Annotated in this window: 21 protein-coding genes; 7 read left to right on the top strand and 14 right to left on the bottom strand. The window is 61.5% G+C overall.

Annotation, left to right across the window (positions count from 1 at the left end; genetic code table 11):
• Positions 1–55: 55 nt before the first annotated feature.
• The 4 genes from KVG87_RS14450 to KVG87_RS14435 are packed head-to-tail and all read right to left on the bottom strand — an operon-like array spanning position 56 to position 2,330.
• A complete protein-coding gene (locus tag KVG87_RS14450) occupies positions 56–613 on the bottom strand; it encodes a DUF4136 domain-containing protein (RefSeq protein WP_016771849.1) in 558 nt (185 codons plus the stop codon).
• Positions 614–654: 41 nt separating this feature from the next.
• The gene (locus KVG87_RS14445) at positions 655–1,266 is read right to left on the bottom strand and encodes a DUF4136 domain-containing protein (protein WP_123443891.1); all 612 of its coding nucleotides are present in this window, start codon (positions 1,264–1,266) and stop codon (positions 655–657) included.
• Positions 1,267–1,278: 12 nt separating this feature from the next.
• Entirely contained in the window at positions 1,279–2,028 is a 750-nt protein-coding gene (locus tag KVG87_RS14440; protein WP_217851275.1) for a methyltransferase domain-containing protein, read from the bottom strand.
• The gene (locus KVG87_RS14435) at positions 2,028–2,330 is read right to left on the bottom strand and encodes a MazG-like family protein (protein WP_016771852.1); all 303 of its coding nucleotides are present in this window, start codon (positions 2,328–2,330) and stop codon (positions 2,028–2,030) included. The genes KVG87_RS14440 and KVG87_RS14435 overlap by 1 nt, the downstream gene beginning before the upstream one ends.
• Positions 2,331–2,574: 244 nt before the next feature.
• Between KVG87_RS14435 and KVG87_RS14430 the strand changes: the two genes are divergently transcribed.
• The gene (locus KVG87_RS14430; protein ID WP_016771853.1) at positions 2,575–2,868 is read left to right on the top strand and encodes a hypothetical protein; all 294 of its coding nucleotides are present in this window, start codon (positions 2,575–2,577) and stop codon (positions 2,866–2,868) included.
• Positions 2,869–3,014: 146 nt separating this feature from the next.
• Entirely contained in the window at positions 3,015–4,364 is a 1,350-nt protein-coding gene (locus tag KVG87_RS14425) for an MATE family efflux transporter (RefSeq protein ID WP_217851273.1), read from the top strand.
• A gap of 7 nt (positions 4,365–4,371) precedes the next feature.
• On the opposite strand, the gene KVG87_RS14420 is transcribed toward KVG87_RS14425, so the two are convergent.
• From KVG87_RS14420 to KVG87_RS14375, 10 genes are all read right to left on the bottom strand, one after another.
• Positions 4,372–5,160: a DUF4123 domain-containing protein gene (locus KVG87_RS14420; protein ID WP_217851271.1), complete on the bottom strand. Its 789-nt coding sequence runs from the start codon at positions 5,158–5,160 to the stop codon at positions 4,372–4,374.
• Positions 5,157–6,503 carry a type VI secretion system Vgr family protein gene (locus tag KVG87_RS14415; protein ID WP_217851269.1) on the bottom strand — a complete coding sequence of 449 codons (1,347 nt, stop codon included), beginning with the start codon at positions 6,501–6,503 and terminating at the stop codon, positions 5,157–5,159. Before KVG87_RS14415 ends, KVG87_RS14420 begins: the two co-directional genes overlap by 4 nt.
• Positions 6,504–6,736: 233 nt before the next feature.
• Positions 6,737–8,650, bottom strand: a complete 1,914-nt coding sequence (gene speA / locus KVG87_RS14410) for an arginine decarboxylase (RefSeq protein ID WP_016771856.1) — start codon at positions 8,648–8,650, stop codon at positions 6,737–6,739.
• Positions 8,651–8,870: 220 nt separating this feature from the next.
• Positions 8,871–9,242, bottom strand: coding sequence for a translation initiation factor Sui1 (locus KVG87_RS14405; protein ID WP_007914613.1), 372 nt, complete (start codon positions 9,240–9,242; stop codon positions 8,871–8,873).
• A 186-nt stretch (positions 9,243–9,428) separates the two neighbouring features.
• A complete protein-coding gene (locus tag KVG87_RS14400; RefSeq protein ID WP_041480663.1) occupies positions 9,429–9,986 on the bottom strand; it encodes an NUDIX hydrolase in 558 nt (185 codons plus the stop codon).
• Positions 9,987–9,989: 3 nt separating this feature from the next.
• Positions 9,990–11,057: a DUF2333 family protein gene (locus KVG87_RS14395; RefSeq protein ID WP_016771859.1), complete on the bottom strand. Its 1,068-nt coding sequence runs from the start codon at positions 11,055–11,057 to the stop codon at positions 9,990–9,992.
• Between the two features lie 138 nt (positions 11,058–11,195).
• Entirely contained in the window at positions 11,196–11,672 is a 477-nt protein-coding gene (locus KVG87_RS14390) for a hypothetical protein (protein ID WP_217851267.1), read from the bottom strand.
• Positions 11,669–12,175 carry an Hcp family type VI secretion system effector gene (locus KVG87_RS14385; protein WP_217851265.1) on the bottom strand — a complete coding sequence of 169 codons (507 nt, stop codon included), beginning with the start codon at positions 12,173–12,175 and terminating at the stop codon, positions 11,669–11,671. The genes KVG87_RS14390 and KVG87_RS14385 overlap by 4 nt, the downstream gene beginning before the upstream one ends.
• The gene (locus tag KVG87_RS14380) at positions 12,154–12,876 is read right to left on the bottom strand and encodes a hypothetical protein (RefSeq protein WP_225930883.1); all 723 of its coding nucleotides are present in this window, start codon (positions 12,874–12,876) and stop codon (positions 12,154–12,156) included. Before KVG87_RS14380 ends, KVG87_RS14385 begins: the two co-directional genes overlap by 22 nt.
• On the bottom strand, positions 12,876–14,024 hold the full coding sequence (locus KVG87_RS14375; RefSeq protein ID WP_217851263.1) for a DUF2515 family protein: 1,149 nt from the start codon (positions 14,022–14,024) through the stop codon (positions 12,876–12,878). Before KVG87_RS14375 ends, KVG87_RS14380 begins: the two co-directional genes overlap by 1 nt.
• Before the next feature lie 324 nt (positions 14,025–14,348).
• Between KVG87_RS14375 and gcbA the strand changes: the two genes are divergently transcribed.
• The 5 genes from gcbA (at position 14,349) to accC (ending at position 20,570) form a co-directional block, all read left to right on the top strand.
• Positions 14,349–16,019: a diguanylate cyclase GcbA gene (gene gcbA / locus KVG87_RS14370; protein ID WP_016771860.1), complete on the top strand. Its 1,671-nt coding sequence runs from the start codon at positions 14,349–14,351 to the stop codon at positions 16,017–16,019.
• Between the two features lie 51 nt (positions 16,020–16,070).
• Positions 16,071–18,017, top strand: a complete 1,947-nt coding sequence (locus KVG87_RS14365; protein ID WP_217851261.1) for a methyl-accepting chemotaxis protein — start codon at positions 16,071–16,073, stop codon at positions 18,015–18,017.
• 241 nt (positions 18,018–18,258) lie between these two features.
• The gene (gene aroQ / locus KVG87_RS14360; RefSeq protein ID WP_016771861.1) at positions 18,259–18,714 is read left to right on the top strand and encodes a type II 3-dehydroquinate dehydratase; all 456 of its coding nucleotides are present in this window, start codon (positions 18,259–18,261) and stop codon (positions 18,712–18,714) included.
• A 24-nt stretch (positions 18,715–18,738) separates the two neighbouring features.
• Positions 18,739–19,197, top strand: coding sequence for an acetyl-CoA carboxylase biotin carboxyl carrier protein (gene accB, locus KVG87_RS14355; protein ID WP_016771862.1), 459 nt, complete (start codon positions 18,739–18,741; stop codon positions 19,195–19,197).
• A gap of 17 nt (positions 19,198–19,214) precedes the next feature.
• A complete protein-coding gene (gene accC, locus KVG87_RS14350; RefSeq protein WP_024011424.1) occupies positions 19,215–20,570 on the top strand; it encodes an acetyl-CoA carboxylase biotin carboxylase subunit in 1,356 nt (451 codons plus the stop codon).
• Positions 20,571–20,593 lie beyond the last annotated feature (23 nt).

Raw genomic sequence — 20,593 nt, 5'->3', positions numbered from 1 at the left:
ATGACACACCGCCTTCGCGAGCAGGCTCGCTCCCACAGGGACGGTTCAAAGCGGTTCAACGCGGTGGATAGTTGGCCAGGATCCGTGCGACGGTCTCGCGAATGGCATTGCTGCGATCGGCCGGATTCGGGCGGTTGCTGAGCATTTGTTCATCGCTGCCGCGCCAGACCAGTTTGCCGTCCTTGCCGTCGAGCAGATCAATCTGAATGGTCGCGACCTTGTAGGTGATGTTGCGCGTTTCGTTGTACATCGGCGCGCCCCAGTAGCCGTTCCATGGGCCGCCCCAACCGCCGCCGTAATTGGTCGTCACTTGCTGCTGCCGGTCCTCGACGATCAGGTAGGTCTGCACGCTCAGGTCACCTTTGCCGCCGCCGGCAGCCGGGCGCAAACCGCGCTGATCGAGCTGATCGGCCACCGCCTGGCGGATGCGCTGTTCGGTCAGGTCGCTTTTGATGCGCGGATCATCGGGGCGATATTGCAGGGCCGGGTCTTTCCAGCTCCAGCTGCGATAAGCGGCAAAGTCGCGGCTGGCGTCGAAGTCGTGATTGACCTGGTTGGCAGCGCAGGCACTGAGCAGCGCGGCAACAGCGAGTAGAGCGAGACGGCGGAACATGATTTTTCTCCGGGTGAAGACATGAACCTGCTGACACGACGTCAGCTGGGAGGATAGGCCGCCATGGCTTTTTCCACAGCCTCGCGGATCGCATCGGCGCGTTCGATCTGATTGCCCTGGGTGCCGGTCTCGGCGCTGGCGCTCCACACTGGCTGACCATTGCCGGCATCGAACAGATCGACTCGCACCACTACGACCTGCTCTTGATAGGTGCGCACGATCGGCACGCTGTTGTACATGCCGTAACCGCGACCATAACGATCATAGCCGCCGTATCCGCCGTAGTAGCCGTAATCATCGCGCACCTGACGCAAACGGGTTTCCAGACGCAGATCGGCGCTGACCAGCAGGTCGGCCGGGCGGTTGTCGCGCATCGGCCGCAAGCCGCGTTGGTCGAGGGCGTTGCTGACCGCCTCGGCCACCTGCGCCGAGTCAGCCCACGCCGTGCCCGGCGGCAACTGCCCGTTGCGCCAGGCCCAGTTGCGGTAGCGCCCGTAATCACGCGGCGGCGCCGGGTAGGCGCTGCGGTCGAAGGTGGCGGCGGCTTGCGGCGGTGCCGGCGGCAACGGCCGTGACTGAGCCACGTAGGGGTTGCTGCCCTGGCAAGCGGCCAACCCCAGACTTATCAGCAATAACCCGCATCGAGCTTTCATGTCGCGCTCCGCTCAGATCGGCCGGCAGATCCAGTGCAAGTAACGCCCAAGCCCGGCGAAGCCTGGGTGACGACGGTGCGCGAGTTCCATTTCCAGCAAATCCGCCAGTTCGGCGCGGGCCTGGAATTCCACCGGCATGTAATCGTGAAATACCCGTACGCCGCTCTGACTTTCGACCTGCCACATACCGGCGAGTTGCGTTGCCAATTCCCGTGGGTCGAGAGGCTGCTGCGGGGTCAGGCTCTGCTTCTCGCCGGCCATGACGTTCTTGCGCATTTTCTTGAAATGGCCCTTGAGCAGATTGCGATAAATCAGCGCATCACGGTTGTAGAAGGCCAGCGACAGCCAGCCGCCGGGCTTGGTCAACTGGTGCAGCACCGGCAGGATCGCGTGGGGCTCGGCGAGCCATTCCAGCACGGCGTGGCAGATCACCAGATCGTAGGTCTCGGTGAGCTGACCGGGCAGTTCCTGCCACGGCGCCTGAATGAATGTCGCGGTGTGTCCGGCTTCGGCAAAACGCTGGCGCGCGCCTTCGAGCATCGGTTCCGCCGGCTCGGTGAAGGTGACGTCATGGCCGCGCTCGGCCAGCCACAGCGACATATGCCCCAGGCCCCCGCCGATATCCAGCACGCGCAGCGGCCGATCCGGCAAGGCCTCGGTCAGATCGGCCTGCAACACGGCGAGGCGAATCGCGCCTTTGGCGCCGCCGTAGATTTTTTCGGCGAAGCGCGTGGCCAACTGGTCGAAATGACGGTCGCTCATCAGCTGAACCGCCGTTCGCTGTCGGCGAGCTTGGCGCGCACCACTTCATTCATGTCCAGACCCAGTTCGCTGCACAGCAGCAACAGATACAGGACGATATCGCCGACTTCCTGCCCGGCATGCGCGAGCTTGTCCGCCGGCAACTGGCGTGACTGGTCTTCCGTCAGCCACTGGAAGATTTCCACCAGCTCGGCCATTTCCACGCTGGCGGCCATGGCGAGGTTTTTCGGGCTGTGAAATTGCCGCCAGTCATTGCGGTCACGAATGGCGTGCAGGCGTTCGGTCAGTTCTACAAGGTTCATCGGGCTCTCCTGAAGACGCATAGCTTCGGGGGGATACCCACCGAAGGCAAGGGTGCAGGTGAACTAATGTGGGAGCGAGCCTGCTCGCGAAGGCGGTGGATCATCCAGACCGGATTTGCCTGACACGCCCCCTTCGCGAGCAGGCTCGCTCCCACACATGATCCGGGCAAACCTTCTATCATGCAGGGAACTCGGCCACCCTCGGCGTGGCCCAAGGCTCAGCTCTTTCATCAGGGATGCACACATGCGTGTAGAAAGCTTTTTCGAATGGCTCGGCCAGGCACTCGGTTCGGTCATCCGCTTTATCGTCGATGGCCTCAGCGGCCTGTTCAATATGCTCAGCAATGCCGGCAGCAACTTTGTCGACGGCCTGGCGCAAACGCTGGGGATGGACACCTCGATTATCAGCATCATCGCGCTGATCGTAGGCCTGATGCTGTTGTGGTCGGCGATCCGGGCGTTCATGAACGCGTCGATCATTGCCGGGATCATCTGGCTGCTGCTCGGGTTGTGGTTGTTGAGCTGGATCATCCATTAACGCCACCGCCACCCTGTGGGAGCGAGCCTGCTCGCGAATGGCCGGCACAGCCGAAATCTTCACGGTCGGTCAGTCTTCGCGAGCAGGCTCGCTCCCACATTGAATGGCATGACTCGCTACAATCCCCGCTCCCCCAAGGAGCCTGCATGTCCTCTCTGATTACCGACTGGCGCGACCGCCCGACTCACCGCAAGGTCTGGACGCTCGCCGCGCCGATGATTCTTTCCAATATCTCCGTGCCGCTGGTGGCGCTGGTCGACAGCACTGTCATCGGTCACTTGCCCCATGCCCATCAATTGGGCGCGGTGGCGGTCGGCGCCAGTCTGTACACGTTTCTCGCCTGGGCGATGGGTTTTCTGCGCATGGGCACCACCGGTTTTGCCGCGCAGGCTGCCGGGCGCAGCGATGGCGCGGCGTTGCGGCAGATTCTCTTGCAGGGCCTGCTGCTGGCGATGGGGCTGGCCGTCGTGCTCGGCGGCCTCGGCGTGCCGCTCAGCGGCGTAGCCCTGCACTTCATGCAACCGTCGGCTGAACTGGATCAGCTGACCCGGGAGTTTTTCCACACGCGCCTGTTTGGCCTGCCCGCCGCGCTGGCGACGTATGCGCTGGTCGGCTGGTTCCTCGGCACGCAGAACGCGCGGGCGCCGCTGGCGATTCTGCTGAGCACCAACCTGATCAACATCGTCCTCAATCTGTGGTTTGTCATTGGCCTGGACTGGGGCGTGGTCGGCTCGGCGCGCGCTTCGGTAATCGCTGAATGGAGCGGCGCCCTGCTCGGCCTGTGGCTGACGCGCACGGCGTTGCGCGCCTATCCGGGGCAGATCATCTGGTCGGCGCTGAGAGTCTGGCAGAGCTGGCGGCCGCTGCTGGCGGTCAACCGTGACATTTTCATCCGCAGCCTCGCCCTGCAATCGGTGTTTTTCCTCATTACCGTGCAGGGCGCACGGCTCGGCGATGCGACCGTAGCGGCCAACGCGCTGCTGCTCAACGGCCTGCTGCTGACGGCCCACGCACTGGATGGCCTGGCACACGCAGTCGAAGCCTTGTGCGGCCATGCCATTGGCGCGCGGGACCGCCTGGCCTTGCGTCGATCGCTGGTGGTGGCCGGCGGCTGGTCGCTGATCGCCAGCCTCGGATTCGCTGTGCTGTTTCTGCTGGCCGGGCACCTGTTCATCGAGATGCAAACCGACATTCAGAGCGTGCGCGACACCGCATTCGTCTACCTGCCCTACCTCGCCGTGCTGCCGCTGATTGCGGTGTGGAGTTACCTGCTCGACGGCCTGTTCATCGGCGCCACCCGTGCGCGGGAAATGCGCAACGGCATGCTGCTGACGGTGCTGCTGTTGCTGCCGCTCGCCTGGTTTTTGCAGACATTGGGCAATCACGGCCTGTGGATATCTTTTCTGCTGTTCATGGTCTTGCGCAGCGTGACCCTTGGCGCGCAAGCCCTGTGGCTGAAACGCAGCGATGGCTGGTTCAGCGGCAAGGCTCACTGACGGACAGTCAGCCCGCGCCCCACTGCCGACGCAAAAAATCGAGCCGTTCCGGCTGCGTCAGTCCGGCCGGCGGCACGACCAGCACGGCGCGCGGATTGAGCAGGCGCAGCCACAGCCAGCCATCAAGCACAGCACGATCGCTGAAACCCAGCGCCAGACCTTGTTGCACATGCACAGCGATCGTCTGGTAATCAACGCTCAGAGACTGGCACCAGCGCCAGATGTGCTGCTCCAGCAGACAGGTTTGCAAGCGTTCGCGCTGGCGCCGGGTCAGGCTTTCTTCGATGCCCAAAGGTTCGACGAGCAGGCCGGGATTGCGCAGCTGTTGCCAGCCCTGACTGCCGATGGCGCGGTCGGCCCAGGTGCCGCCAAACCAGCGCAACTGGCGGATTGGCCCGAGCCAGCGACTCAGTTGGGTGGCGTCGCAGGCGTCGAAGAAGTAGCTGGCGGTCTGACGGTTGTAATAGCTGAGCAAGGCCCGATGATTCAAACCGAACGAGACGGTAAGCATGCGCTGCAAATGGCTGAGCAGCTGCTGCGCCGGTATCTCGCAGCTCAACAACAGGCCGCGCCAGGTGTCCGGATCGCGCAGGCACAAGGCAGTCAATGCCGGACTCTCGCGCAAGTCGACGAGGACCGGGCCGTGCTCACTGACCGGTTGAAATTCGGTGCCGTCTAACAATCGGTGACGCTGCACATCGGCAAAGCCCTGGCGCAAGGTCAGCAGGGCGCGTGCCGCGTCCGGGGTGTCGAGCAACAGCCATTGCGCCATGGGCTCAAGCGCCGCGCCGCTCATCGTGCGCTGCTCTGATCGAGCGCGGTGAGCAGCCGGCAACTGCACACGGACTCGGCGCAGTGGTTGAAGCTGCCACCGCCCGGCATCAGGCACAGCAACAGCAACGGCTCGCCAGAGTGCAACAGTTGCTGCAACCCATCGCTCACCAGCAGCTCGGGGAGCGATACCGGTTCATCCTCCTCGACCGCAGCCTCTGGCAACACCGAGGGCTGGAGCACGCCACTGACCACCGGCTGATCGGGGTCGCCCTCAAGAAAACTCACCACCACTTCCACACCATCAGCAAGTGCCGCCGAGGGCATCTCGTTCAAGTCAGGCGCGAGGGGCAGCCAGCAATGACTCGGCGAAGCCCCTTCGCCCTGATAGAGCCAGTCGAATTGCACCGCCACCGGCCGCGCGCGATCCGGCTGCGGCTCATCGACGCTGACCACCCAGGCTCGCTGCAGGCTGTGCATGCGCTGCTTGGACTGCGCAGCGGCGGGCGCACAGACGGGTACCCGCGCGGCCGCGAACAGCCGATTGCAATAGGGCGGTTCGAGAGACTGATCGGCACGGTGCTCGATGCGGGTCAGCAACCATGGGCGGTTGCATTCGATGAAAGGATGGTCGTCCAGGGGCAACCACTGACCGCTGCGCAAGGCGGGCAGATCGCTGTGGCCTTCGGCATTGGGGCCTCGCTGGCTGGCCTGCGAGTCTTCGTGCAGTTGCCATTGGCGGACGGCTGGAGCGACGCCACGCTGGTCATGCTCGCCCTGATAGTGCGCGACGTCTGCCTGGGGTAACCGCGTCGGGTCATCACCGAACACCAGGCAATGCCTGTCGCGGTGATGCTCGAAGTAAAAGTGAATGCGCGCCTCTGCGCACAGGCGCTGGAGCAGTTGCAGATCGGATTCGCGGTATTGCGTGCAGAAGGTGCGGGTCGGGTAGTCGCTGTGCAGGTCGAAACGTCGTTGCAAGCCGACGATGCCATGCTCGCGCAGAACCTGTTCGATGATCTGCGGCACGCAGCGGCCACTGAAGATGCGCTGACTCAAACGCAGGTCGAGGCAGTCGAGCCTCGGCCCGAGACGCACTCGACACAAACGCAAGCCATGGCCGTGCTCGTGCTGGACAAGGCTGTGCAACTGGCCGTGCACACCCTGGCCGGGCGCGCCGAAGCACAGGAACGCAGAACGATGCAGCAGGCTGGCAAGATCCAGATGCGGATCGTCGATCACCACATCGATCTCGAAGGCAAAGGGTTCGCTGAGCGCTTCCCTTCCGGTAAAGGCGAGAACTTCGAAGGGGTCGGACAGGCCCGCTACATCGAGACGAAACGACGGCTCGTTGACTGGATCGAACATGGGCGGATCTCTACAGGAGGGGCGGCCGGGGATTCTCGCCGAGAGGCATGGCCGAGTAGAGAGGCGAAGTACAACTTAGGAAATGACCTACGCGAAAAGCAGACCAGATGAGTTTGCTGACCGTGATCGCACAGGTTTTCGTGAAAAAATCAGGAGATGTCCCACCGGGTTGTCCGACTTTTCCACAGCTTGCGGAAAAAAATCGGACAACCCGGGCGGAACGCTATCAGGTCTCAGGAAGACAGATATGAGGAGCGGGTCAGGCCCAGACGCAAGGCATCGAGGAACTGCGTGCGCTCGCTGGCACTGATGCGGGCACTGGCGCACTTGTCGCGGTAGTGGGTCATCAGTTCTTCCGGCGACAAGTGCACATAACGCAGCATGTCTTCGATGGTGTCGTGGGTCTCGATACCGGCGTGGTACACGCTGCCATCGGCGTTCTGGTAGATGTTCACCGAGTCGGTGTCACCGAACAGGTTGTGCATGTCACCGAGGATTTCCTGATAGGCGCCGACCAGGAACACGCCCAGCAGGTAATCTTCGCCTTCATTCAACGCGTGCACCGGCAGGCTGGTTTCGATGCTCTGCTCGTCGACGTACTGGTTGATCTTGCCGTCGGAGTCGCAGGTCAGATCCTGCAGCACCGCACGGCGCAGCGGCTCTTCGTCGAGGCGATGCAGCGGGATGATCGGCAACACCTGATCGATCGCCCAGGTGTCCGGCAGGCTCTGGAATACCGAGAAGTTGCAGATGTACTTGTCGGCCAGCTTGTCGTTGAGTTCGTCGAGCACCTGGCGGTGCGAACGCTGACGCGCTTTCAGCGAGTTGTGCAGGCGACGGCACACGGCGAAGTAGCACTGCTCGGCGAGGGCTTTTTCCGCCAGGGTCAGCTTGCCGTCGGCATACTGCGCGGCCACGTCGCTCATGTAGTGCGTGGCGCGCCAGTAAGTTTCGGTGACCATTTCGATGTCGGTCGGGCCGAGCAGATCGACCAGCCACTGCACGGTTTCCGGCAGGCTTTCCTTGTTTTCGATCAGCGGGATTTCGTCGTTGTGTTTCTCGACGTCGGTGACCTGCACCACCAGCATTGCGTGGTGCGCGGTCAGCGAACGGCCACTCTCGGAGAAGATGTGCGGATGCGGCAGGCTCTGCGCGTCGCAGAATTCCTTGAGCATGCCGACCACGACACCGGCGTAATCGTCCATGTCGTAGTTGATCGAACTGGCGTTGCGCGAGTGGGTACCGTCGTAGTCGACACCGAGGCCGCCGCCGACGTCGATGTGATCCACCGGCAGACCGAGGTTGCGCAATTCGCCGTAATAACGGATCGCTTCCTTGAAGCCGTGCTGATAGTCAGCGAGGTTGGCGATCTGCGACCCCATGTGAAAGTGCAGCAGGCGGATGCCCTGATCCAGACCGGCGCCACGGAAGCGCTCGACCACCGACAGCAGTTGCGCCGCCGACAGGCCGAATTTGGACTTCTCGCCACCGGTGTCCGCCCATTTCGACGAGGCCAGCGACGACAGGCGCACGCGCAGCCCCACCTGCGGTTTGACCTTCAGCGAGGCGGCTTCTTCGATCACCAGGCCGACTTCGGATTCTTTCTCGATGACGATGAACACGTTGTGGCCGAGCTTCTGGCCCATCAGCGCCAGACGAATGAACTCGCGGTCCTTGTAACCGTTGCAGACGATGGTGCCGCCCTTCGGCGCCAGCGCCAGCACGGCCAGCAGCTCAGGCTTGGAGCCGGCTTCCAGACCGATGGAAACGTTCTGGGTGGCGATGATGTTCTCGATCACCGCTTCCTGCTGGTTGACCTTGATCGGGTACAGCGCAGTGTATTTGCTCTGGTATTCCAGGCGTTCGATGTTCGAATCGAAAGCACCGGTCAACTGACGGACACGGTCTTGCAGGATGTCGGGGAACCGCACCAGCAGCGGCAAAGACAAACCGCTCTTGCGCAGTTGGTCGACTTGCTCGAACAGATCGATAGGCGAGCTGCTCGGGCCGTTCGGACGTACTTCGACGCGACCGGCTTCATTGATCGCGAAATACCCGGCCCCCCAATGGCGAATCCCGTAAACGCTGCGGCTGTCCGCAACTGTCCATTGGCTGCCATCGTCTTTACGTGTGCGTCGTACGGACATCGAAGTCCCCTATAAAGAAGTCAGAGTGCGTCGCCTGACGTTCAGGCCGGCGCAGTCTAAAGAATGAAAATGACGGTTCGTCAGTGCGGCGGTAGACCGCACTGACTGCGTGGAGTTTAGAAACCGGTCATGAACAGGCTCTGTGAAAACCATGGCGACGACGCCGGATCCGAGAACACTCGAAGCCGGATCAAGCCGCCGGAGGGTTTCACAGAGGCTGCTAGCCGCCGGATTTCTTCGCTTTGAAACCGTGCTTGATCAGCTCTGCCAAGAGTAGCTCGACGTGATCGCCCTGGATTTCGATGATGCCGTCCTTCAACGCCCCGCCGGTGCCACAACGTTTCTTCAACGTCGTCGCCAGCTCCTTGAGCGCGTCTTCGGCCAGAGGCACGCCGGTGATGGTGGTCACCGTCTTGCCGCCACGCCCTTTGCTTTCGCGACGCACGCGGGCAATGCCGTCACCGGCCGGGATCACGGTTTGTTTGCAGATACAGGCGTCCACCGGCTTGCTGCATTCCGGGCAATGACGACCTGCGTCGGTGGAAAATACCAGGCCGCCCAGGGCGGCGAAGGATGCGGCTTTCTTGGCCACCGGCAATCCTCTCGGGAGGACAAAGACTGATCGCAACCTTGGGCAAGGTCAGCGACCGCGAAGCCCCACTCAGGCAGGGGCAGCGCTACTGCATCGATGCTTTTTGGGAAGCGCTCGGTGCAGCTTGAAAAGGTCGCGCAGTGTAACGGCAAAAATCGCGATTGCTAAGTGCCAATCGGCGCCAATTCATGTGTTCTTTGCGACGTTGCTTTGCTGCGCCTTGAGATAGCGCCTTAACGCGGCCAGAGAGTCCGGGCAATAAGGCTTTTCGCTGATTTCGCGCATGACCTGTTCGACGGGGATGAATCGCGCTTCGAGGACTTCTTCCGGCTGCAGTTTCAGCGGCCCGTCCCACACGGCGGAAAACGCCGAACACCACAGGCGGTTGCCGGTGTCTTCGAAGTAGAAGTGATCGTGAGCGGTGAGTTCGACGCCGCTGACGCCCAACTCTTCTTCCAGCTCGCGCGCCGCCGACTCGGCATAACTTTCGTCGGCCTGGACCATGCCGCCTGCGGCAACATCCCAGTAACCGGGATAAATCGCCTTGCTCAACGTGCGCCGGTGCACGCACAGCTCACCGGCGGAGTTGAACAGCATGATGTAAGTGCCACGGCCAATCAGCCCGCGCTCACGCAAATCGGAGCGCACCAGAGCGCCGAGCAGGTTGTCCTGCTCGTCGACCCAGGCGATCTGTTCAGCGTCCGAGGCGGCGCGATGGGCCGCCTCTCTTGTAGTCTGGCTCACGTATCAGCCCTGATTGAGCAGTTGACGCAAATCGATCACCGCAGCGTTGGCCCGGGAAATGTAGTTGGCCATGACCAGCGAGTGGTTGGCCAACACGCCGAAACCGCTGCCGTTGAGAATCATCGGGCTCCACACCGGCTCTTGCGAAGCCTCCAGCTCACGGATGATCTGGCGCACGCTGACGGTGGCGTTCTTCTTCGCCAGCACATCGGCGAAGTCGACTTCGATGGCGCGCAGCAGATGCGACAGCGCCCAGGCCTGACCGCGCGCTTCGTAGAACACGTTGTCGATTTGCATCCACGGGGTTTCCACGACTTCTTCGTCAACCTGCGGCACTTCGCCGACTGCCGGAACTTCGGTCTTCAGCGCAGTATTGAGCTTGACCCGGCCGACACTGGCCGACAGGCGTTGCGACAGCGAACCGAGACGGGTACCGACATCGCCCAGCCAGTTGTTGAGGTTGTCGGCGCGCGCGTAGAACAGCGCGTTTTTCTGATTCGGATCCGACAAGCGCGACTGATAACGGCTCAGGGAGTTGATGCCTTCCTGGTATTCCGACTCGCTGGACGGCAGCACCCAGCTCTTGTTATCGAAGTTGAAGCGTGGTTCGGCCTTGGCCAGATCGGCGTCTTCGGCGGACTGTGATTGCGAACGGGCAAAATCCTTGCGCAGGGCGCGGGTCAGGTCACGCACCTGCACCAGCACGCCATATTCCCAGCTCGGCGTGTTGTCCATCCACAGGCCCGGCGGGAAACGGTCATTGGAAATGTAACCGCCCGGCTTGTTGAGCAAGGTGCCGGCAACGGTCTTCAGGGTCTCGACCGTGGTGTAACCGACCACCATTTGCTTGCCCTCTTTCTCGGCAGCGACCTGGGCGTTCTGCGCCACCGGAAACAGCTCCGGTTCCTGGCTCCAGTACCAGCCCAGCGCAATGGTGACCAGCAAATACAGACCGACCACTGTGGCCAGCGCCCGGCTGAACAGCAGCCCGCCGACATAGCTGCGGGTCGCCGATTTTGGCTCGGCGGCACGTTCAGGCGCGCTGCCCGCGCGGTTTTTCCAGTCCAGCATGGCGATATCCTTTCAATCACTTGGGTTCAACGGTTCGACCACAACCATACAACAACGTGCCAAGGCCTAGCACCCGCTATCGCGGCACTGGCGCAAAACAAGCGAAGGACGTCGCGAACGAAAGGATAGACGCAGATTTCAGACGTTGAAGATGCGCAGCGAAAGCTGCCGCACTTGGTCGTCGGTAAACAGATGTGCAATGCCTTGGGCGTCAGTTCGGCGCTGACTGGGTATTCCATCAATCGTGGCGATGTAGGCCTGCGCAGGCAAAGGCTCACCGGTCACACTGTCGACCAGACGAAAGATTCGCGCGGTGCGGGTTGGCTGCTCGGGAGGGTTGTTCATAAGCTCGAGCACGGCCTGTTGGAACACCGCTTCGACGCCCTGCCAGTAGCCGTAGTCGGCTTCGGCTTTGATCAGGCACCATTCACCCTGTTTGATCTGCGCCAGGACTTCGCGGTCCAGATTGATCATCAAACCGGCCCGCAGTTGATCCAGACCTTCGAGCGGTTGGCGCATGCTCAACAGACTGCTGACGTGCTCCAGCGCCTCTTCCACGCAACAGACATGCTGGCGCTCGTGGTCGGTCAGGCTCAGTTCACGGACCAGCCTCACCGAAGTCCCTCGCCTTGCCACTCGTCCGAACCCATCGTCCGGCTGATTTCGTGGCGCCAGTAGATGCGCCGGTAGCTGAAGTGGACTTTCTCCAGTTGGGTGAGATGCGACGTGGCCGTGTCGAGACAGTTCGGCATCAATAGTTCGCTGCCGACGACCAACGCATCCTCCAGCTCCACCGTGTAGAAGTGCTCCTGCACGCCGCTGGCCGACGTGCGATAAAACTCCACGCGGCATTCGCTCAGCAACTCGCCACTGGACAGCGCCATATTCAGCAAGGGCGAAGCCTTGTCGAGGGTTTTGGTGATGATCAATGGCCTGTGCATCCGCCGCCCGGCGCCCTGATCCTTGGGTATGTACATGCCATGGCTGAGGGCCTGCACCATGATCTTGTCTTCGCGACCGCTCTGGTAGCCGTTACCGACCGACGCCTCGGTGAAAGCGCCGGCGGTGATCAGGCCCTGGCGGCTGCCGTGGATGGTCATGAAGGCTGGGATGGGCATGGGATGGCTCCTTTTTCGGGTAGGGGTGGGAGGAAGTGATGGGATTCGAGGCGGCGATCTTCGATTTTGTCGAAAGGAATCCAGGGTTTCGCCACGGCGAGAGTGATGAGGTAGCGCTCCTGATCGAGATGCCTGGAATCTCTGAAGCGTCCTAGAATCAGCATTGCCTGGTATTTGTCGCCGGCCTGCCAAAATGACCGCCCAGAAAGCACTCCTTGTCTGACGTATGCGCGCCATTCGGGGGTGTCCGTAATTGTCGGGTCGCCCTGCGTACCCATAGGTTTCCAGCCTTTTGCGCACCATTGGCTCTGCAGATCGGTAACAACCTTCATGGCGTCCTCAATCAGCAGAGGTTCGATTTGCGGAGACATGCGGATGCTCACGGTCAGATTGTTGACGAACGTCACGGTGAAAAACCGAGCCAGCGGCGTCTCGAACCCGTACTGCGGATCAACGAAGCGCAGACGTGCATCCGTCTTCGGAATGCCACCGGAAACAGTCTTGCTGCCGCGATCCCATACACTGAACGGAGCGGTTGAATGTGCCTCCATGTACTCGTAGGTTTCGCCGATCCTCAAGGTAATGACTGGATCAGTCCATAGCGGCTGCATCAGTTGCCGTAAAGCGGCCAGTGCAGCAGCGGAACAAACCACCATCCACACCCACCGACGTAGGCCGATTTGCCCAAGGCGCAAGCTCATCAGCCCTCCTCCCGCACTGCAATCTCGCGAATTGACTGCGCCAACAATTCTCTGTTGCTGTCGTTGAGCAACAGATCAAAACGACTTGCCGCCCGCAGCACAAACTTCATTCGCTGGTCGATATCGGACAAATCCGCCAGCGGGTTGCTATCAAAATCAATGGTGCGGCCATCATCGACACGCTGGCATTGGCTGGTCAGCGTCAGCTCGATGGCCTGAGCGACGCCGGAAGGGAAGTTGGTGACATAAGAAAAATGATTGCCGCGCAAAAGCGCAACCAGGTGGCTGTTTTCGTAAATGGTCGGCTGGAGAATATTTTGCTGCTCGTGCCACGCCAAATGCTTCACGCTTTCGGCGATTTTCCCGGCCTCTATTGCTTCAAAGGCCACCTCTATCTCGGGATATGCATCCCCGAACCTGAGGGTGTCTTGCCCGACCGGCCAAAGCACCGGCCACTTCGCATGCCCTTGAATCTTCTCCCGGTCGCGAAGACATTTCTTCAACTCCGCCAATCCCCGCACCGCATAGAACTGATGCAACGGATAAACATCCAGAAACAGCGTGGTATTACCCATCGCCATCATTTCGTAGACATGCCGGAACTGTTGCTCGGCCACCGACAGCTCTTCGCCTGGCACCCGGGCATCCATGACAGACAGCGGATTACGCGCCTGAGCCTGTTGATATTCACGCAGGTCTTCGGCCTGTCCCGGCATTTTTTCCGGCGTGAGCAATCCGGATTCGCGTCGGCTGTCTCGCAGCCGCTGCCGCGCTTCGTATTCCTCGCGGATGCGTTCGATACTCTGTGCCGCATGCAGCAAGCCACAGCCGACCTGCTTGGAGGCAAACGCCGCCAGGCCCGCCCATTGAAAACGTGAGTCGTGCAACCACAACCGGGCATAAGCCGCGTTGATCGCTCGGTTGCGCGCGACCGGATCGGCAATCAGCACGCCGTTCGGCGCGACGATTGCTTCGGCCTCGCGCTGATAGCGCCGCCAGAGGCATTGGCAGGTCAGCACTGGCACCTCTGTCACTTGCACCCGCTCGCCATACAACAACTCTTCGCCGCAGGCGCAGTCGTCGATGGGCGTGATGTTGTGATTGAGGCGCTGGGCATCACTGGCGAGTTCGGTGAAACATTGGCTCATGGCGGATGGACGGCAACTAGGGGAATCCCTGAACCGTACCAGCCAACCGGGCCGGTGAAAGCGCGTAGAAGAAAAATCAGAAAGCGCTGTCAGACGCCGCCCATCAAGGTCGGTGAAATGTCGACAGCGCTGGCAGGATTGCTCGCAAAACCCCAGCATGCGGGCACTTGGCCAAAATCGGATACAAAAGCAAAACCACCCGGTCAGAAACTGAATCGTGTCGTCCAGCAGATTATTGACGTACGACACTCGTCTAAGGGAAAAGAGGTGCTAGCATAGAGCCACCAGTCGATCTCAGCATGCACCCTAACTAGTAGTCAGGATATGACCGAGCCAGAAGACCCCAGCCGTGAGCGTCTCAAGCACCACTTTGCCCAGCGGGTAATTCATCAGGCACGTCAGATTCTTGAGATATGGCAGCGCCTGCAACGTAGCGAGTGGTCCACCGTCGATCTTGCCGAACTGAGCGAGGCGAATCTGCGTCTGCTGCGTTTTGCCGAGCGTTTCGAACAGCCGGAACACACTCAGTTGGCGCACCACATCAGCCAGTCGTTGCAAGCGGTGGATGCCAACCGTGGGCGCCTCAGCAGCGGCCTGATCACCGATCTCAATCGTTTGATGCAGCGTCTGTCACGCACTGGCCTGCGCCATGGTGATCAACTCGATCAGACCTTCCTGCCGCCGCTGCGCAAGCCGATCTACGTGATGCTGCAGGATCACGACCGCGCCGAACGCCTGGCCAAGCAGCTCGAATTCTTTGGCCTCAGCGCGCAGGCACTGGACAGTGTCGCGGCGTTTCGCTCGTCGATGGTTGAGCGCTTGCCCGCGGCGATTGTCATGGACGTGGATTTCAGTGGCCCCGGCATCGGCCTGAAACTCGCCGCCGAAGCTCAGGTCGGCCTCGAAGAACCCCTGCCGCTGCTGTTCTTCAGCCTGCACGAAACCGACACCCCGACCCGCCTCGCCGCCGTGCGCGCCGGTGGCCAGGAATTTCTCACCGGCACGCTCGAAGCCTCGAGCCTGCTGGAAAAAATCGAAGTGCTGACCTGCGTCGCTCAGTACGAGCCTTATAAGGTGCTGATCATCGACGACTCGCGCGCCCAGGCCTTGCACACCGAGCGCCTGCTCAACAGCGCCGGGATTGTCACCCGCACCCTGATCGAACCGATTCAGGCAATGGCCGAGCTGGCGGATTTCCAGCCGGACCTGATCATCCTCGACATGTACATGCCGGCCTGCACCGGCACCGAGCTGGCCAAAGTCATCCGTCACAATGACCGCTATGTCAGCGTGCCGATCATTTACCTGTCGGCCGAGGATGATCTGGACAAGCAGCTCGACGCCATGAGCGAGGGCGGCGATGACTTCTTGACCAAGCCGATCAAACCGCGGCACCTGATCACCACTGTGCGCAACCGGGCGGCGCGGGCGCGCAATCTGAAAGCGCGGATGGTCCGCGACAGTCTTACCGGCCTGTACAACCACACGCACATCCTGCAATTGCTCGAAGACTGCTCGTTCCGCGCCCGCCGCGAGAACAAGCCGCTGAGCTTTGCCATGCTCGACATCGATCACTTCAAACGGGTCAACGACAGCCATGGCCACCCGATGGGTGACCGGGTGATCAAGAGCCTGGCGCTGTTTCTCAAACAGCGTTTGCGCAAGACCGACTTCATCGGCCGTTACGGCGGCGAAGAGTTCGCCATTGTCATGCCCGACACCGATATCGACGCGGCGCATAAAGTCCTCGACGAAATTCGTCAGCGCTTCGCCGAGATTCATTATCCGGCGCAGCCGCAGGACCTCTGGTGCACGTTCAGCGCCGGCGTGGTGGAAATGTGCGATGACTCCGACAGCCTGATGATGGCCAGCCAGGCCGACGAAGCGCTGTACCGTGCCAAAGGTGCCGGACGCAATCGGGTGCAGACCGCGCGCCAGTCAAAGCAAAGTGCCACTTTTTCATCGGAATCCACTGATTCGGTCATAACCCTGTAATAGAACCGCAATAAATTCAGGCGCTTACCATTCCTGCCGTTGGTAGCCGTCATGCGCCTGAAGTTGCTCACCAATCTCAACACTCTGCTGCTGGTCGCCGTCTGCGTGGCCCTTGGCGCCACGCTGTGGTGGTCGCAAAAAGCCCTCGAACGCCCCTATCTGTTGATGGAGCGTTACCTCGGGCTGTCGCAACAATTTCAGAACGAGGTGGCGCGCAACGTTGAGGATTATCTCGCCAGCGGTGACGCGCTGCGTTTGAGCAGCGCCGCCCAGGCCATCGACAGCGTGCACAAGCAACTGGGTGAGCTGCCCCCGACGCTGGCCGACACCGTACGGCCAAGCCTGTCGAGCCTCGATGAATTCAGCAAAACCGACCTGCTCGCCGCCGGCAAACTGGCTGGCGATCCGCAGGCGCTGCTGTTGCAGGCCGAACGCGAACTCAGCGCCAGCCTCGACCAGCTCAATACCTACGCCAATGGCAACGCCGCCTACCTCGCACCACTGCTCGCCGCATCGCAGCATCTGGGCAGACTGTCGCTGGCGCGGGACAAACTGGTCAGCAGCGGGCGCAGTGAGCTGGCCGCCGATGTCGAGCGTGAAGTGAGCAACATGCGCGCCCAAGCCGAGGCCATCGATGCCCTGCCCTTGCTGGGGGTGGTCACCAGCAACGAATCGAGCAGTGACGATTTCGCCGCGCTGATGGGCATCGAAACCACTGATAAAGCCGCCGCCGAAGATGCCGGTGTCGGCCTCAAACGCGAACTCAACAGCTTGCTCGGCCGCTATCCGGCGGAACTGGCGCGCACCCGCGAGCAGATCCAGAAACGCGCCGAGCTCAGCGCCGCGACCCACGAAAAAATCGCCAGCGTGCAACACGCCATCGCCGGCCTCGAACCGGTGGTACGCGCGCAACATGGGCAGATCCAGGGCGAAGTGCGCCTGATGCAAGGCGTGATGATCGGCCTGATTCTGCTGATCGCCCTGCTCATCGATACCTTGCAGCGGCGCCTGGCCCGCACCCTGACCAACCTCGCCCCAGCGCTGTCGACCTGGGCCGAAGGCGATTTCAGTCGCGACATCCAACTGGGCAAGACAAACCGTGAACTGCACGACATCGAAGCCTCGCTCAACCGCTTGCGCGCCTATCTGGTGGATCTGGTCGGCACCATTCGCGGCAACGCCGAACAAGTCGCGGGCAGCAGCCGCACCCTTGCGGAACTGAGCAATGACCTGCACAGCGGCGCCGAGCATCAGGCCGGCGATACCGCGCTGATTCGCGATTCGCTGGGGGAACTCGAGGCGACCATTCAGCAGGTGGCCGGCGATGCCCGCCAGGCTGCGGACGCCAGCCGCCACGCCGGACTGGCCGTCGAGCATGGGCAGGCTGTAATCGGCCAGAGCCTGACCGGACTGCATGCGCTGGTCGGTGAGGTTCAAGGCAATGCGCAGATGATCGAACATCTGGCAGAAGAATCAGCAACCATCGGCGGCGTGCTGACAGTGATTCGTTCGATTGCGGATCAGACCAATCTGCTCGCCCTGAACGCCGCGATCGAGGCCGCCCGCGCCGGGGAGATGGGTCGTGGTTTTGCCGTGGTCGCCGAGGAAGTGCGCTCGCTGGCACAACGCACCGCCGGGGCCACGGCGGAAATCCAGACACTGATCGCCGGCCTGCAGACCGCCGCGCGGCAATCGGTCGAAGGCATGCGCGCGCAGGTCGAACACGCCGAAGCCACGGCCAGTCAGGCGCAAGCGGCGGACGGTGCACTGGACAAAATCGTTGGCGCGATACAGACCATCGCCGACACCGCTGTGCGCATCGCCGATGTCACCGCGCAGCAAAGTGGCGCGGTCAGCGAAATCCGCGATCACAGCGAGCGCATTCATCAATTGGGTGGGGATAACCTGCTGCGCATCGGCCAGGGCCGCGAACAGGGCGTGAACCTGTTGGTCCTCGGCGGCCAATTGCATACGGCCGTTCAGGCCTTTCGCGTCTGACACACCGCCTTCGCGAGCAGGCTCGCTCCCACATTGGAATGCATACCCCTGTGGGAGCGAGCCTGCTCGCGAAGGCGGCGGCCCTGTCATTACAAGTGACCGGATCCTGATCCTCGGTCACAAATTTCGCGCAAACATCGCCCATCGTGCCGCCTATTGCATGGAACTGGACAGTCACAAAGGCTTTGCGGCATAGTCGCCGGGTTCTGACGACTGCTCATTGATAACAAGGACAACGCAGATGGCAACGCTACTGGTGCTGCATGGCCCCAACCTGAACCTGCTCGGCACCCGGGAACCGGGGACCTACGGGTCGACGACCCTGGCGCAGATCAATCAGGATCTGGAGCGGCGCGCCCGTGAAGCCGGCCATCATCTGCTGCACCTGCAAAGCAACGCCGAGTACGAATTGATCGATCGCATCCACGCTGCACGCGGTGAAGGCGTGGACTTCATTCTGATCAATCCGGCGGCTTTTACGCACACAAGTGTCGCATTACGTGACGCGCTGCTGGGAGTGAGCATCCCATTCATCGAAGTGCATTTGTCCAACGTGCACAAGCGCGAACCTTTCCGCCATCACTCCTACTTCTCCGATGTAGCGGTAGGAGTGATCTGCGGCCTTGGCGCCAGCGGTTACCGACTGGCCCTGGAGGCCGCACTAGAGCAGCTTGAACACCAAGCTATACGCCCCTGACCGACCCTTGGGAGTTGATGATTCATGGATATCCGTAAAGTTAAGAAACTGATCGAATTGCTGGAAGAGTCCGGCATCGACGAGCTCGAGATCAAGGAAGGCGAAGAGTCCGTACGCATCAGCCGTCACAGCAAGACCCCGGCGCAGCAGTACTACGCGCCAGCCCCGATGCAGGCTCCGGCCGCTGCCCCTGCTGCCGCGCCAGTCGCTGCCGCTGCTCCGGCTGCCGCTGCTGCACCCGCGCTGAACGGCACCGTGGCCCGTTCGCCGATGGTCGGCACCTTCTACCGTAAATCTTCGCCAACCTCGCCTGCCTTCGTTGAAGTCGGCCAGACCGTGAAGAAAGGCGACACCCTGTGCATCGTCGAAGCCATGAAGATGATGAACCACATCGAAGCTGAAACCAGCGGTGTGATCGAATCCATCCTCGTCGAAGACGGCCAGCCGGTTGAGTACGACCAACCGCTGTTCACCATCGTTTGAACCGCGGAGAGCCTTTGATGACTGCGAAGTTGGAAAAAGTTCTGATCGCTAACCGCGGTGAGATCGCCCTGCGGATTCTGCGTGCCTGCAAAGAGATGGGCATCAAGACCGTCGCCGTTTACTCCAAGGCCGACAAAGAGCTGATGCACCTGGGTCTGGCAGACGAATCCGTCTGCATCGGCCCGGCGTCCGCCGCTCAGTCTTACCTGCACATTCCGGCCATCATCGCTGCCGCTGAAGTGACCGGCGCTACCGCCATTCACCCAGGCTACGGTTTCCTCGCGGAAAACGCCGATTTTGCCGAGCAGGTCGAGAACTCCGGCTTCGCCTTCATCGGCCCGAAAGCCGACACCATCCGCCTGATGGGCGACAAGGTATCGGCCAAGCACGCGATGATCGAAGCAGGCGTACCGACCGTTCCAGGTTCCGACGGCCCGCTGCCGGAAGACGAAGAAACGGCACTGCGCATCGGTCGTGAAGTCGGCTACCCGGTGATCATCAAGGCCGCCGGTGGCGGTGGTGGTCGCGGCATGCGCGTGGTGCACAAGGAAGAAGACCTGATCGCCTCGGCGAAACTGACCCGCTCCGAAGCAGGCGCGGCGTTCGGCAACCCGATGGTCTATCTGGAAAAATTCCTCACCAACCCGCGCCACGTCGAAGTGCAGGTCCTGTCCGACGGCCAGGGCCACGCCATCCACCTGGGCGACCGCGACTGCTCGCTGCAGCGTCGTCACCAGAAGGTTCTCGAAGAAGCACCGGCACCGGGCATCGACGAGAAAGCGCGCCAGGAAGTATTGGCTCGCTGCGTCAAGGCGTGCATCGACATCGGCTACCGTGGCGCCGGTACTTTCGAGTTCCTCTACGAAAACGGTCGTTTCTACTTCATCGAAATGAACACCCGTGTTCAGGTGGAGCATCCGGTTTCGGAGATGGTCACCGGTATCGACATCGTCAAGGAGATGCTCAGCATCGCCGCTGGCAACAAGCTGTCGTTCACTCAGGATGACGTGGTCATCCGTGGTCACTCGCTGGAGTGCCGGATCAACGCTGAAGATCCGAAGACCTTCATGCCGAGCCCGGGCACGGTCAAGCATTTCCACGCCCCAGGCGGCAACGGCGTTCGCGTCGATTCGCACCTGTACAGCGGTTATGCCGTGCCACCGAACTACGACTCGCTGATCGGCAAGCTGATCACTTACGGCGCAACCCGCGACGAAGCCATGGCACGCATGCGCAATGCCCTGGACGAAATCGTGGTCGACGGGATCAAGACCAACATCCCGCTGCATCGTGATCTGGTTCGTGACGAAGGCTTCTGCAAGGGCGGTGTGAACATTCACTACCTCGAGCACAAGCTCGCCAAACAGTCGTAAGGCTGAAGCGGTATGAAAAACCC

Source organism: Pseudomonas siliginis, from assembly GCF_019145195.1.
Taxonomy (GTDB): Bacteria; Pseudomonadota; Gammaproteobacteria; order Pseudomonadales; family Pseudomonadaceae; genus Aquipseudomonas; species Aquipseudomonas siliginis.
This window is presented reverse-complemented; position numbering and strand designations above follow the sequence as displayed.

What these genes read in the sequence shown, in the direction of transcription:
- accC (WP_024011424.1), top strand. Translation starts at nt 19,215, where the DNA reads ATGACTGCGAAGTTGGAAAAAGTTCTGATCGCTAACCGCGGTGAGATC.
- speA (WP_016771856.1), bottom strand. Translation starts at nt 8,650, where the DNA reads ATGTCCGTACGACGCACACGTAAAGACGATGGCAGCCAATGGACAGTT.
- aroQ (WP_016771861.1), top strand. Translation starts at nt 18,259, where the DNA reads ATGGCAACGCTACTGGTGCTGCATGGCCCCAACCTGAACCTGCTCGGC.
- KVG87_RS14415 (WP_217851269.1), bottom strand. Translation starts at nt 6,503, where the DNA reads ATGTTCGATCCAGTCAACGAGCCGTCGTTTCGTCTCGATGTAGCGGGC.
- gcbA (WP_016771860.1), top strand. Translation starts at nt 14,349, where the DNA reads ATGACCGAGCCAGAAGACCCCAGCCGTGAGCGTCTCAAGCACCACTTT.
- KVG87_RS14435 (WP_016771852.1), bottom strand. Translation starts at nt 2,330, where the DNA reads ATGAACCTTGTAGAACTGACCGAACGCCTGCACGCCATTCGTGACCGC.
- KVG87_RS14375 (WP_217851263.1), bottom strand. Translation starts at nt 14,024, where the DNA reads ATGAGCCAATGTTTCACCGAACTCGCCAGTGATGCCCAGCGCCTCAAT.
- KVG87_RS14395 (WP_016771859.1), bottom strand. Translation starts at nt 11,057, where the DNA reads ATGCTGGACTGGAAAAACCGCGCGGGCAGCGCGCCTGAACGTGCCGCC.
- KVG87_RS14445 (WP_123443891.1), bottom strand. Translation starts at nt 1,266, where the DNA reads ATGAAAGCTCGATGCGGGTTATTGCTGATAAGTCTGGGGTTGGCCGCT.
- KVG87_RS14420 (WP_217851271.1), bottom strand. Translation starts at nt 5,160, where the DNA reads ATGAGCGGCGCGGCGCTTGAGCCCATGGCGCAATGGCTGTTGCTCGAC.
- KVG87_RS14365 (WP_217851261.1), top strand. Translation starts at nt 16,071, where the DNA reads ATGCGCCTGAAGTTGCTCACCAATCTCAACACTCTGCTGCTGGTCGCC.
- KVG87_RS14425 (WP_217851273.1), top strand. Translation starts at nt 3,015, where the DNA reads ATGTCCTCTCTGATTACCGACTGGCGCGACCGCCCGACTCACCGCAAG.
- accB (WP_016771862.1), top strand. Translation starts at nt 18,739, where the DNA reads ATGGATATCCGTAAAGTTAAGAAACTGATCGAATTGCTGGAAGAGTCC.
- KVG87_RS14430 (WP_016771853.1), top strand. Translation starts at nt 2,575, where the DNA reads ATGCGTGTAGAAAGCTTTTTCGAATGGCTCGGCCAGGCACTCGGTTCG.
- KVG87_RS14380 (WP_225930883.1), bottom strand. Translation starts at nt 12,876, where the DNA reads ATGAGCTTGCGCCTTGGGCAAATCGGCCTACGTCGGTGGGTGTGGATG.
- KVG87_RS14440 (WP_217851275.1), bottom strand. Translation starts at nt 2,028, where the DNA reads ATGAGCGACCGTCATTTCGACCAGTTGGCCACGCGCTTCGCCGAAAAA.
- KVG87_RS14450 (WP_016771849.1), bottom strand. Translation starts at nt 613, where the DNA reads ATGTTCCGCCGTCTCGCTCTACTCGCTGTTGCCGCGCTGCTCAGTGCC.
- KVG87_RS14385 (WP_217851265.1), bottom strand. Translation starts at nt 12,175, where the DNA reads ATGCCCATCCCAGCCTTCATGACCATCCACGGCAGCCGCCAGGGCCTG.